Consider the following 13,338-nt stretch of genomic DNA (forward strand, 5'->3'; position numbering starts at 1 on the left):
CGCATCATCTGATCGCAATTGGGGTGAAGCCGGATCAGCCGGTGGCGATCTGCCTGCAGCGCAGTCCGATGATGGTGGTGGGGCTGCTGGCGATCCTCAAGGCGGGGGGCGCCTATCTGCCGCTGGACCCGGCCTATCCGCCGGCGCGGCTGCGGCAGGTTCTCGACGATGCGGCGCCGCGAGTGCTGCTGGCCGATGCAGCGGGGCGATCGGCGCTGGGCGACGATGCGCTACGCGATCTGACGGTGGTGGATCTGGCGGCGACGCCGGAATGGGCAAATCTGCCGGAATCGGATCCGGACCCGCGTGCGCTCGGCCTGACCTCACGCCATCTCGCCTATGTGATCTACACCTCCGGATCCACAGGCACGCCCAAGGGGGCACAGAATGAGCATCGGGCTATCGTCAATCGCCTGATGTGGATGCAAAACGCCTATGGTCTCAAGGCAACTGATGTCGTGTTGCAGAAGACGCCATTTGGCTTCGATGTCTCGGCCTGGGAGTTCTTCTGGACCTTGCTTGAAGGGGCGACCCTGGTGCTGGCGCCTCCGGATACGCACAGAGATCCCGCTGCATTGGTCGACTTGATCATCGGCGAGCGCATCACGACGGTTCACTTCGTGCCATCCATGCTGGTCAGTTTTCTCGATACGAAGAGTGTTAACCGCTGCACGTCGCTGCGGCGTGTTTTATGCAGCGGCGAGGCGCTTCTTGCCGCCAGTGTGCATAAGGTTCGGCGCCTCTTGCCTTGGACGGGCCTGCACAATCTGTACGGTCCGACCGAAGCTGCGATCGACGTGACAGCGTGGAGTTGTCCGGGTGAGTTTGATGGCGCCATTGTCCCGATCGGCCGTCCGATCGCGAACACGCGGGTGTATCTGCTTGACGGACACGGTGCGCCGGTTCCGTTCGGCGCGGCGGGTGAGTTTTTCATCGGCGGGGGGGGGGTGGCGCGCGGCTATCTGAACCGGCCTGAACTGACAGCCGAACGGTTCATCACCAGTCCGTTTGTGGACGGCGACCGGCTTTACCGCACCGGCGATCTGGCGCGCTATCTGCCGGACGGCAATCTTGAGTTTTTGGGCCGCAACGACGACCAGGTGAAGATCCGCGGCTTCCGCATCGAGCCTGGTGAGATCGCGACGCGGGTCGCCGAGCATCCGTTTGTGCGCGAGGCGGTGGTGGTGGTGCAGCAGGACGGTGCCGGCGAGCAGCGTCTTGTCGGCTATGTGGTGTGTGCGCCTGAAGCTCAATCGGATGAGCCGGATGGTGCTGGAGCTGAGCTGGCCGCCACGTTGCGGGCGCATGTGGGCGCGCACCTGCCGGACTACATGGTGCCGGCGGCGTTCGTGCGGCTGGCGGCGCTGCCGCTGACGGTGAATGGCAAGCTCGATCGCAAGGCGCTGCCGGCGCCGGACGATGAGGCGTATGCGCATCGCGCCTATGAGCCGCCGCAAGGCGAGATCGAGATCACGCTGGCACAGATCTGGGCCGAGCTTCTGGGTGTTGAGCGGGTCGGACGCCACGACCACTTCTTCGAACTGGGCGGCCACTCGCTCTTGGCGGTGCAGCTGCTCAGTCGAGCGCTCGATGCCGGGTTCAACTTTACCGCCGCCGATCTCTTCCAAGCCCCTGTTCTGAGGGAGCTCGCATTGAAGATTCATTTGAAGCGACAGCCCAGCAGTCCGCAAGTGATTTCCGTTCTGGAAACGGGATCACAGCCACCGCTCTTCTTTGTTCCCACAGGATTGGGCGATTGTTCCTATGTCCTCCCCCTTGTGAAGGAAATGGACGTCGACTGTCCGGTCTATGCTTTGCCATGGCCGCATTTCGACGACGAACGTCCACTAACTCTTGAGGCGATAGCCGCGGAAGTAATGCTGGTAGTTAGAGAGATCCAGTCACGTGGACCGTATCGCTTTGCTGGATACTCATCAGGGGCAATCTTGGCTTACGCGATTGCGCAGCAGTTACTGAATCTGGATGAAGCTGTGTCGTTCATGGCCTTCATGGATACTGCGCTATCTGCAAATCGACGAAGCTTATCGCTGACCCAGATGGTACGGGAAGTGCTACTGGATTCTTTGGAATTCTTAGAAGATGACAGCTTCCAGGTCTTAGAACGATTTGCTGCAAACAGCTCGATTGGCCAACTGATTCAAAAGGCACAGCAAATTGGGGCGATACCTCTGGATCGTGATCTAGAAAGCCTTCTTCTGACGTATGAAAAGGCAGCGCAGTTCCAAAGGGCACTGGACTTGTATGAAGCTCCACCTCTTGGAATCGAGATCAACCAGTTTTATGTCAACGGACCTGCCCGCAGCCGTCGTGGACGAGGTTCAATGGGTCAGGGAGCAAGTTCGCCGTTGCGGGGGTGGGACAGGGTTTTGCGTGCTGAAGCCATTCACGCCGTGTCCGTTCCGGGTGACCACACGACGATGATGAACATCCCAGAAAACCGCCGAATTCTGGCTCGATGCCTTTCGATAGCCTTGTCCAATTCACCAGACCGTCGGCAGCAATCGCAGGTGCCGCCGAGCTAACCTTGTTCGGGCATCGATTGGAGGGGCGGATATTGACCTGCCACTGCGTATTTCCTCCAGATCGAGTCAGGTCCGGCCTCAGATCAAGATCACAGATCATTTGATTTGTTTAATCAATCGCAATAATCGGATGTTGGGCCTCACCGACATCGTCGGCGGAGAGCGAGCGACCACGCTTTACCTCGTCGTGCCACCGTCGGACATCAACCGCACCAAACCGCTGATCCGGCTAATCCTCAACCAGATTGGCCGCCGGCTGACGGAGGATCTCCAGGCCAAGGCCGGGCGACGCCGGCTCCTCCTGATGCTCGACGAATTCCCGGCGCTCGGCCGGCTTGACTTCTTTGAATCGGCGCTCGCCTTCATGGCCGGTTACGGCATCAAGAGTTTTCTGATCGCTCAGTCGCTGAACCAGATCGAGAAGGCCTATGGGCCAAACAACTCCATCCTTGACAATTGTCACGTCCGGGTCAGCTTCGCGACCAATGATGAAAGGACGGCGAAAAGGGAGTCCGACGCATTGGGCATGGCGACCGAGATGAAGGCGATGAAGAACTATGCCGGCAGCCGGCTGGCCCCTTGGCTCGGTCACCTCATGGTGTCACGGTCGGAGACCGCCCGGCCGCTGCTCACTCCCGGCGAGATGATGCAGCTTCCGCCTTCCGATGAGATCGTCATGATGTCGGGCCTCGATCCGATCCGCGCCAAGAAGGCGCGCTATTACGAGGACAGACGTTTCCAGGAACGCATCCTGGCACCGCCGAAGCTGACCAAGCCCAGCGGCTGCCGCCCGGACGACTGGAGTAAGCGGCCCCTGCCGCCGCGCCCAACCGCACCGACGACGTCGACCGATGACACGAACGACGCAGAGGATCCGAAGACGGCCGACCGCCGGCAGCAGCCGGAACTGGCTCGTAGCGGCGTGGCAAGGAGAGAACCCCTCGACAACGAGTTCGTCTCGGAGTTTGCGGACGAACTAGAGGAAGGTGCTCCGAGGATCAGGCGCATGAATGACATGATGCAGGGCGTCGCACGCCAGGCATCTCTCGATCCCGGCGACGATCTCGGATTGTGAGGCAGGCATGAGTGCGCCAAAGAAGAGAGCGCAGATGTCAGTGTATCTCGATCCTGATATCATGAAGAAGCTGTCAGCCTACGCGGCTCGGCGCGAACAGTCGCTGTCGCTCATCGCCGAAGCCGCGATCGCGTCCCTCCTGTCGCCAGACGCCGACGAGCGGCGGGAGGCCGCTATTGCCAAGAGGCTCGAACAAATTGATCGCCGGATCGCCCGGCTTGAGCGGGATGTCGGGATTTCGGTCGAGACCATCGCACTCTTCATCTGGTTCTGGCTCACGACGACACCGCCACTCCCCGAGCCGACCGCAAAGGCCGCGCGGGCACAAGCCGGAGCGCGCTATGATAACTTCGTCGCAGCATTGGGCCGGCGACTAAGCCATGGGCCCAAGCTGAGGCAGGAAATCCTGGATGACGTAGATGGCGTTCAATCTTCCGTCGGCCTAGACCAAGCGGGCTCCTCGGGTAATTAGTCGTCAGTTCTTTACAGCTCTGAGCACCGCAGTTCGGGGGAGCGCACAGGACATTCACCGTTCAGCTATCGCTGCCGCTAACATCCCGCCGGTTAAGGACTGGGCGGCGTTCTCAACGTCGAACCAAGCATCGGGCCGAGGCTCGTCAGCTTCGCGAAAGCTAGCGCACCATTATGAGATCTCTGGACAATAGACCAACGCAAGGCTTACGAAGCGGCTCTTGGCAGGCCGGAAAATTGCAAAGGGGGATGTCCGATTTCGACGGGCTGTTGTTTTCGAGCCCCGTCAATCAGCTTCTCGAGCTGAACCCTCCGCAGCCCGCGCGCCGGATCCGAGCTTAGCTCGGAGGTTGAGAAACCTCTATGTCCTCCACGGCGCGGCAAAGATGGTTGTGCCTATTCAGAAAAACGGGCAGCAGATTTCATACGATAGCGAACACATTGTCGCCCGCATCCGGAGATGGACTTTGATGAACACTAGCGGACTTGGCGGTCGGGCGCTTCCCAAACGGTCTGCAAGCATTCGCAATCAAGTTCGAGCAAGTTAGCTTAGTCTCTCCCTGCGCGATGAGGGCTGCCGTGCCCAGCACGATTTTCTCGATTCTCCGTAGTCCAATCGATCAGCACACCATTGTTCTCTGGCATGTCTATGACCATCGGGCCGCTCGCTTCGGGCGGCAGCCTTGTTCGAACATCCGCGGAAAACTCCTGTCCGGCCGAGATTCACGCGGCTGAACAGCAAATTGATCGAAGTGCCAGTTGGTGCAGGAAACGCTTGGCGTGCTGGCGAGCACTGGGCAGTTTTTAAGGCGCACCGATCCGCAGCTCGTGCTCCAGTGCCCCCTCGAATGAGTCCGTCGTCATCGACCACGAACCCGTCGCGGTCCTCTGCCTTGGCTATTTCGATTCCGATCTGCATCGCGGTCTCCTCTCATCCTGTCTGGCGGGGAAAGGGGTTGCCAGGCTCCATTCGGTGACTCACAAACCAGCTGTTCTGGTGGCGCGAAGCGCGCGATTCGTGTCCAAGTTCTGACACGCGACAAAGTCCGTCAGGTTCAAAACACCGGCTGCGTTTGGGGCGGCTTGGAGTTTTCAAAGCGTAGTCACGCGCTTGATGCGTGCTGACTGAGCTGGCACGCCTGTTGCTATTGGGATGCAGAAACACGGAGTGAGGGCTGACCGCACACCAGTAGCGCAAAACGAGTGATGCTCGCCTTCTCTTGAACCCGTGTGCTCTGTTTCTGAGAGAGACAGGCTAGCACACAACGTCGCGCAACGAGTGGCAATAGTTTTGGAGAGCAACATGGTGCTGCACATGGAGTCCCCAGCTCCCCCGATCAAGGTGGAGAACTGGCTGCGAGGCGAGCCCCTCACGAGCTTCCAGCCCGGGAAGGTGTACATCGTCGAATTTTGGGCAACTTGGTGCGGACCATGTGCGGCAGTGATGCCTCATCTAGTACAGCTGCAAGAGAAATACAAAGACAGCGGACTTGAGCTGCTCGGCGTCGCAGCTTACGAACAAGCTCCAACGGCGGACGAGGCCCGAACAAGCTTGGACACGTGGTTGACCGACAAGTTCTCGAACCTGAACTATCGGATCGGGTTCGACTCCACAGGCGAAATGAGCAAGCTTTGGATGGACTCCAGCTTTTCTGTCGGGATTCCCACCTCGTTCGTCGTTGACCGTGACGGCCACATCGCCTTTATCGGTCCTCCGATGCAGCTCGATGACGTCTTGCCGAAAGTTCTTAACGGCAGCTGGCGGACCAGCGATGAAGCTAAAGCCGCCGACACAGAGCGGATCGAAGCCGGACGACGCGAAATGGACAAAATGACGCGCGAGCGGGCGTTGACTGAGCCGATTCTCGCCGCGATGAAGGCGGAGGATTGGGCAAAGGCGGTTTCAGCGGTCGAAGAGGCCGTCGCGGTGATGCCGGACAACCTCAACTTCCGCGTGCGCCATGCGGATCTGTTGCTTCACAAACTGCGCAACATGCAGACCGGCTTGCCGGTTATGAGGCAATTCGCTCGCGACGCGATCGACAAAAACAATGAGCTGTGGATGGAAGAGGCGCTGCGCCAACTCTTCAATCCGGCGAATGACAACTCCCACTTCCCGTCTGCCGAGCGCCTTGCGATGGGCAAAGAGTTGTCCGAACACATTCTTGCGCTGAATCCTCCGCACCGGGACGGTGGCCTCAAGTACCTGACCTATGGGGCGGTCGCGCAGTATTATTATGAGAGCGGCAACAAGGATCGCGCAATCGAATTGGTCGAGGTGGCGTTGAACTCGCTAGGCGGTCCTGAGCCTATCCCCGACGAACTGAAACAGCACGTCACGCCGCCGTTGGTCGAAGCGCTGGCCAACTACAAGGGTGACAAGGCTTGCCATGAGAGTCTTTGTGCAACTCCGCAACGCGGGTTTGCGAGAGCGTCAAAGCGCAGGCAACGGAGCAAACAGAAAAAAGAAGGGTGACAGTCGGAATTACTCGCTGGCCATCATCCATTTCTCCGGGGGCGAGTGGCAACCAAATCTGACGGTAAGATGCTCGTGCCCACGGCCATCGGGGGCGGCCGGACCTAGGCGGGCATCGCCACGCTTCTGCAAACAGGTGAGGATGAATGTTGTCAATCCGCATGCATGGCTCACACAAATTCTCGAATGGATTGCGTAGGCGGACGACGTCTAAGATCGCTGTCCCTTGCTGTAGAACCCGCGCTTCAGCTAAACCGCTTACGCAAAGAGGGGTGAAGGTGCTTCGCCCCCGGCATCGAAACGATGTGCGGGTTGCCCGCATTTTATGATGGTGCAGTAGCGACGACATCGTCGATCACGAATGTAAGTCTCTATGTATCGATCTGGACACGGCGAAGCAGTTGGAGCGATTCCAGCCGATGCTGAACGCGGGCAAGCCATATGTCGCCAAAGGCGCAACGTTCGAGCGGTCGATAAACTACACGACGCTTTGGCAGCTGCAACCTGTGTCAAAGATTTGAAGTTCGTTGCGGTTTCTCTTTTTCGCCAATGAAGTAGTGTACGAGGATCGAGCGATGCGGTTCGCAGCGCATCTCTAAGCTATCGAACGCGGCGCGGAATTCGACGACGTTGGAACGACCATTCGGAAATCTGATTGCCACCTGCTCGCATCAAAGTGGCGGCGGGCCGTCCCGCCGGAGCGGTCGACTTTCTCGCGAGCGCACGCGCCGACGCTGGCCCCGTCGTTGGGGCGATCATTGCCCATTTCACCGTACGCCGCATAAACTTCATCGGCCCCATTAGGTTGGTGCGATTATCGCCGCCGCTTCGGCCAAATATCTCAAACCATAATATGTTGGAACTTGGGGCTCGGCGCCGTTGATTGTGCTCAACGACACGGGTGAACAAAGCGACAAGACTGGCGCGAGCGCCAAGCAAAGGAGACAGGCGACGGTTGTGACCTTGCGAAGTGCACACCGCAGTTTTCCCTATCCGCGCGGGGGGCCGCTGGCGTGGAGCGTCGGTCGAGATAGCCACCAGGAAACGCAGTCGGGGGAAGGATTGGCGTATATGGATGCCATAACGCGAGCCCAACCAGCCGCGCGTCAAGCCGTACGATCAGTTTGCGGGCGATCATGTCAGCTATCGCCGCCTCAATCTCGCCCTGCATTACATTCGCCGCGCCCGGCCGTTCGCGCAGGCGGGTTTCAGGCGACCCTTCGTCCGCGGCCAGAAGAATTTCTCGCTCGAGGCCTCTGACGCGGTGTTCGCGCTCGACTGCTATGGCTCGCGTGTCCTCGACTATGATTTCGTCGCCGTTGTCCTGCATCGACAGCATAGACAAAGTCGGCCCGTACCAGGCTTTCAGCCAGGCATCGATGCCCTTGGCGACGGCATTTAGTCCCGGGCGGCGGTAAGCGTCGCGCACTGTGAAATGGCCGCTGACATCGTTGTCTTCGCTGTCTTCGAAGTAGTATACCTGATCCGAGAGATCGCGCTCCGACAGCGGATAGACGTAGCGATAGGGGGCGGCGGGGAGCAGCTTCAGTCCATGTTTCTCGGCTGTGTGATGATAAGGGCTGTAGCGCTGGTATCGCAAGCGTACCGCAGGTCCCGGCTGCAGATGATGCAGCAACGGCAACGAAGAGGCCATTTCCGCATACCATGCATCACTCTCGCCGGGAAAGCCCCACAATAAACTCCAACTGACCCGCACGCCGTACTGACGGCACCACTTCAAAAGCAGAACATTGTGCGCTGAGGTCGTTCCTTTGCGCATCAGCTTCAAAACACGAGTATCCAGGCTCTCAATACCCGGTTGAATCCAGCGGACGCCGGCAGCAGCCAGCTTCTCCACTTCGTGGCGCTTCAGGTTGGCTTTGACCTCAAAGAAGATCGCGAGCTTCTCGGGTAGCGCGGTGAGGTGAGGCAGCGCCTTTTCAAGGTAGTCAATGGCCATAATATTGTCCACAGCTTCGATGCGCGATGAGCCGTAGCGCGCCGACATCTCAATCATCTCCGCTGCGGCCTGCCCCGCGGGCTTCTGGCGGTAGGTCATCGATCCGCCGTTCAGCCCGCAAAACATGCAATGACTGCGCTCGCCCCACCAGCAGCCGCGAGAGAACTCCATCGGCAGCCCGGCATGGATGCGATCGGCGTAGAGCGATGCCTCGACCTCCGCAAAATAGTCCGAGAAATCCGGCAGCGGCAGGTCACGCATGTTCTCGATCACTGCGCGGGGCACTAAGTCGCGCGTCGACGCCGCGGGATAGCCGGCCTCGCGATGCGTCGGGCCGAAAACGCCAAATGGCAGGTCAGCAGGCGGAATGTCTCTGCCGCGATTGAGGATGTCCCAACACAGCGGGCCAATCAGTGCGTCGGCCTCGCCCGACACGACATAGTCGACCCATGGGAAACGCGCGTGAGTGCTCCACCCCATTATTGACTCGCAGTTTGCTCCACCCATGAGGGTGACAAGATCAGGTGAGCGCTCGCTCAGCCGGCGCAGCAACGCGAGCGATGGGACATGCTGGGTGAAGGTCGAGCTGCACCCGACCATAGCCGGCCGCTTCTCCAGTATCTTGTCAGCCGTCCAGTCGATAAACCCGCCGATAACCGAGCGCAGCCTGAGGAAATTCGCGCGACGCTCGGCCATACCTTTGCCTGCGCGTATCGGGTTGCGCTCGAAATAGAGGTCTAGGAAGGTGTTTTGTTCGCGTTCGAAGTTCGGAAAAGCAATGCCCGCGAACAGCCAATCAACCAGTGCCTCCTCTGGCGGGCAACTCTCAAGAGGTCCATAGTCGGCGATGCCTATGTATTCTAAAAACCAGATGTTGGCATAAGCTATGGTGGATTGCAGTCCAGCCTGGGTCAGCGCTGATTTCAGCAGACCAAGCGCCAGCGACGGCCTTTCGACTGCCGACACAGGCATGTTGACTAGGACGATTGGTACATCGATACTCATAATCATACCACGTTATTCATGATGTGCGCACAGGTGCGTTCGCCCTGCCATAGTCTCATGCGACGGACGGCAAAGTGAACTCCTGCGCAATCCCTGACTGGAGACGTGAACATGAAGTCGACTAATTCCTAGTGCGCAGCGCGCTTCGAGCTGCGATTTCCGCGTCACGTTCGTTGCCCGGCGAGTGGACGGCATGAACAAGCAGAGAGTGCTGGAACCGAGCGGTGAATAATTGCCTACACGCGGCTCGGCTCTTGAGATTGAGCGGCGCCAACGCTCGAGTGCGACTCGTTGTTTTTCATCATCGATGAACGGATTGAAGTCGTCATTCACATGGACCTATCAAAGTTTCAGGTGCGTCGTCGTTCGCTACCAGGATCACCGCCAGTGCAAGTTGCAGTGGCGCGCCACAAGAGCGACGACCTCTCCGGAACCAGCGGCACTGTCGTCTGGCAGAACCATTTGATTGACGACTGGACGGGGCATTCTTGACTGAACAGCGTGCGTCCAGTCGTGCACCGCTGATGCACGCAAATGAGGGCTTGGCTCGAAGCCGCAAGCGCGGAAGTCCGCTGGACTTCTGTGGTCACGTCGGTTGTGCACGCCACGAAGCCAGGGACCATGGATGCGAAGCGGCTTGTCATCGCGCGCAGCACTGTTGGATGGTGGGATGCTGCCGTTGCTTGAGGCTAAGTAGTACCTCAATGCGAATCGGCACAATCTGCACCCGTGCGGGAGCCCGCGTGTTTGACTCCTTCGAGGCGGCTCGTCGTCCAGTCACCAGTCTGCCAGATGAAGCGATCGTCGAGGTCTTCTTCGATCAGGCCGGCCATGTACAACTGATCAAGCAAGTCGGCGACCCCAAGGAGGGTCTTTCCGTCAGCTACGACCTGAATAACCAGCTCCGACATTGTGCAGTTGCCGTCCGCGATCAAACGGCCAACGGAAATCGGGGCGATGTCGTCGAGAACGCGGTGTTCCATGTTGCGTGAGCGAAGATGAAAGTACCGGCTCCCTGCCTTGTATTGCAGGTCGCTGCGGAAGCGGATTGGCAGATGATGGGCTGGGCTCTCGAGCATATGCTGTTCGATCATGCTCTGCAGCCCGCCCCGGAACCCGTCAGGCGTGCTGAAGAAGCGTTCGCCCAGGATGCGGTACCCGAGAGGCCAGCGCTCGCTACCCGGCACCGGCGTCACCAGTCGTAAACGCCCCTGCCGCATATTTACGAGGAAGCCGGAAACACAGGCGATTGTCGTGTGACTGCGTTCCAGAAAGGCGATTGCACCGTCCTTGTTAGCGCCCCTGAGCTTCTCCTTCCGCTCGCGTGCGCGCCCGGCCATGGCCTTTGCCGTCAGCGCCTCGTTGCCCTGCAGGATGAGTTCGACTCCTAGCAACTCCTCAGGCGAAAACGCCGTGTGAATCTGATTGAGATGTGCCGTACTCAGCACGGAGAAACGATTCGTCGTCGTGCGATATAGATTGAAGAGCCCGAGCACGCGCCTGGTGAGTGCCCGATCCTTGAGTGGGGCTGCCGTTGTTGTTTGTGGTAACGCGCCCGTAATCTGATAGTAGTCGAACAGAAAGCGGTCGTAGTGTGGGTTGTCCATAGGATCTGTGGCCCAGTAGCAGAAGCCCGTGCGGACTGCCGAACCAAACATTTCGCTCGCGACACCAACCACGCCCCGCCAAAGCGCTGCATGCTCTTTGCTATAGTTGTAATAGCCTTTGAAGCGATCGGCCGAGAGGCCGCAGAACCAACAGCCAACGGTGCAGCCTTCGCTTAGCTCGAAAGCGATTATGGGGTGCGTGAGCGCCGCCGCCGACACGCCCAATTGGTCATTGCAGCGCCGGATTTGCCTCTCGCGCCAAGCATGAAAGCGAGGATTGATCGTTGACATCTCGCCTTCGTCGCGCAAGAGGTCGCGGTGACGCATCATCTCACGGAGGTACTCATCCCACATCACAGCCAGCGGCCACGGCGCAGACTCCGGCTTGAAGCGGTATTGTTGGTAGCCACCGCGCCAGAGCGGCAGCACCTCCATTGGATCCACTTTGATGCCGTACCGCTCTGTTACCGCTCGAGGGGTGGCGATTGCCTCCGCAAGCGCCCTGCGGAACTCCACGTCACCGACTAACCGCTCCATGAAGCGTTTGAGGTGCGACAGGGTGCGCAGTTGCTCCGGGGTGCGCCGGTCAAAAATCTGTCGGTAGTGCTCGGCGGCAGCGTGTGTCATTTGACGAGGCTTACTTCATGTTCTCATCGCACTTCATCGCCTCCTTCAGCAACCAGCCGACGCGGTCAGAGCGAAGGGCAGGTCAAACCTCGGCCGCGACCGCAACAATAACAACCACGACAACTGCAACGGGCTCAACTGCCGTGGCGTGGTCAGAGGCCGCTTCGGCGGCTTGCGCGCCGCTCGTGGCCACCTCTGCAAGGGCCTGCACAGCGTTGGTCGAGATCGTATCACTCGAATAAAAAGTCCCACCGGCGAGCCGTTTAGTCGTTAGCTTCTGTCGGGCTCGAATGCAGCTTTTAGCTTCATCAAGTGTGAAGCTGTAGCCGAGGCTCTTTCCGATCGCGACAATCGATGCAAGGCCGGTAGCAGTCGGTTTTATCCGTTCAAGCAGACCACCCTCGTTCCCGAGATCGTTGACGAATCGCTCTACGTCAGTTCGCGACACAGCCAGTCTCCCTGCCTTTGCTCAAAGTCGCCAAATCTTCCATCACGGGCTGAAAAGTGCCGACGCTGTGAACAAGGCAAGCGGCGTGCCGCATTGAAGATTGCTGATTTTCGCTTTTTCTGACCGTGCGTATCGTCCGCTTAGTGACATTTCGTTGCCGAACGGACAATCGGCCCACTCCGCGGGGCGAGGTTTTCGTTGTCAGTATGCAAACGCAGCGGCTTGGGTCGATATCAAAACGCGGGAATCGGCGACTTCGGACGTTGCTGATCGTTAGTGCGACCTTGATCGTCAAGCTGCTTGACGAGGCTTGAATGCCCTGCTGGTCGCATCCGTGGCCCTCGCCAACAAGATTGGCGCGCATCATCTACGCTTTGCTCGTCAAGGCGCGGCATCTATCAGGCGCCGGCGGCAATGAATCGGCGGCGATGTCGTCATCGATTAGGCCGCCAGCTCGCAGCGTCTCGATAAGCTGGCGCAGTACTGTTTCATATGGCAACTGCATACCGGTTGACCGAATGTGCGCGATCTCGGCGGCGGTCAGCCGAGTGCACTGATAGCCGTGGAGCCGCTGGTTGATGAGGACGCTCGCCAGGCGACCAACTGCCCGATCATAGTCGAAACCGGAGACAGAGGTCGCTCCCGGTGTTCCGATCCGTTAAAGCTCCCAGCTTTCGAAGATGGCACGATCGCGTTCAAGCAGCGTCAGCAGATCGTCCGGTCATCTCTCTTTGATGTTGAGGTCCATCGCTGGAGAATTGCGGGGGTCTCGGTCTCGCGCAAGTCGGTGACCCGGCCTGCCACCGCGCTATCGGCCCCCCGTCGAGCCCCGATGGGCGCTCGCTGAAGCCTAGTTTTCGGATTCCGACGAGGTCGCCCGGGTGTACCGATATGAAGTCGCCCGGAGATTGCGAGACGTTGTCGCCCACCTTTCCGATTTGATCTCGCCCAGCGGCGAGGCGTTCTAGCTTGCGCGATTTCTGGCGCGCGGCTCAACACGATCGTGTCCCCGGAGGTGGTGTAGCTCGGTAGAGCAAAGCCGCCCGGACGCGCGCCCCCAATAGCGCCGTAGCGGGCGGGCGGCTTTGCGGTGGTCACCGGCAGTTCGCCGGTAGGGTCGGGTTGC

At 59.3% G+C, this 13,338-nt stretch carries 8 protein-coding genes; 5 read left to right on the forward strand and 3 right to left on the reverse strand.

The window, feature by feature from the left end:
• From CVM73_RS37825 to CVM73_RS37840, 4 genes are all read left to right on the forward strand, one after another.
• On the forward strand, positions 1-2,543 hold a 2,543-nt coding region (locus tag CVM73_RS37825), incomplete at its 5' end, for an amino acid adenylation domain-containing protein (protein ID WP_146006735.1).
• A 133-nt stretch (positions 2,544-2,676) separates the two neighbouring features.
• Positions 2,677-3,618, forward strand: coding sequence for a type IV secretory system conjugative DNA transfer family protein (locus CVM73_RS37830; protein WP_430641331.1), 942 nt, complete (start codon positions 2,677-2,679; stop codon positions 3,616-3,618).
• 7 nt (positions 3,619-3,625) lie between these two features.
• On the forward strand, positions 3,626-4,090 hold the full coding sequence (locus tag CVM73_RS37835) for a CopG family transcriptional regulator (protein ID WP_100236804.1): 465 nt from the start codon (positions 3,626-3,628) through the stop codon (positions 4,088-4,090).
• 1,302 nt (positions 4,091-5,392) lie between these two features.
• The gene (locus CVM73_RS37840) at positions 5,393-6,565 is read left to right on the forward strand and encodes a TlpA disulfide reductase family protein (protein WP_100236807.1); all 1,173 of its coding nucleotides are present in this window, start codon (positions 5,393-5,395) and stop codon (positions 6,563-6,565) included.
• Between the two features lie 889 nt (positions 6,566-7,454).
• On the opposite strand, the gene CVM73_RS37845 is transcribed toward CVM73_RS37840, so the two are convergent.
• Complete coding sequence (locus tag CVM73_RS37845) at positions 7,455-9,536, reverse strand: RiPP maturation radical SAM C-methyltransferase (protein ID WP_245452549.1); 2,082 nt, start codon at positions 9,534-9,536, stop codon at positions 7,455-7,457.
• A 285-nt stretch (positions 9,537-9,821) separates the two neighbouring features.
• Here CVM73_RS37845 and CVM73_RS39540 point away from each other — a divergent pair, with 285 nt between their 5' ends.
• Entirely contained in the window at positions 9,822-10,022 is a 201-nt protein-coding gene (locus CVM73_RS39540; protein WP_146006736.1) for a hypothetical protein, read from the forward strand.
• Between the two features lie 209 nt (positions 10,023-10,231).
• Here CVM73_RS39540 and CVM73_RS37850 read toward each other — a convergent pair whose 3' ends face one another.
• Together CVM73_RS37850 and CVM73_RS37855 are read right to left on the reverse strand one after the other, a co-directional pair.
• Positions 10,232-11,764 carry a radical SAM family RiPP maturation amino acid epimerase gene (locus CVM73_RS37850; protein WP_100236805.1) on the reverse strand — a complete coding sequence of 511 codons (1,533 nt, stop codon included), beginning with the start codon at positions 11,762-11,764 and terminating at the stop codon, positions 10,232-10,234.
• 82 nt (positions 11,765-11,846) lie between these two features.
• Complete coding sequence (locus CVM73_RS37855) at positions 11,847-12,212, reverse strand: Nif11-like leader peptide family natural product precursor (RefSeq protein ID WP_100236806.1); 366 nt, start codon at positions 12,210-12,212, stop codon at positions 11,847-11,849.
• Positions 12,213-13,338 lie beyond the last annotated feature (1,126 nt).

The organism is Bradyrhizobium forestalis (genome assembly GCF_002795245.1).
Taxonomy (GTDB): Bacteria; Pseudomonadota; Alphaproteobacteria; order Rhizobiales; family Xanthobacteraceae; genus Bradyrhizobium; species Bradyrhizobium forestalis.

Bases quoted from the DNA above. Each gene is read 5' to 3' on its own strand.
- CVM73_RS37835 (WP_100236804.1), top strand. From the start codon at position 3,626: ATGAGTGCGCCAAAGAAGAGAGCGCAGATGTCAGTGTATCTCGATCCT.
- CVM73_RS37840 (WP_100236807.1), top strand. From the start codon at position 5,393: ATGGTGCTGCACATGGAGTCCCCAGCTCCCCCGATCAAGGTGGAGAAC.
- CVM73_RS37845 (WP_245452549.1), bottom strand. From the start codon at position 9,536: ATGATTATGAGTATCGATGTACCAATCGTCCTAGTCAACATGCCTGTG.
- CVM73_RS37850 (WP_100236805.1), bottom strand. From the start codon at position 11,764: ATGACACACGCTGCCGCCGAGCACTACCGACAGATTTTTGACCGGCGC.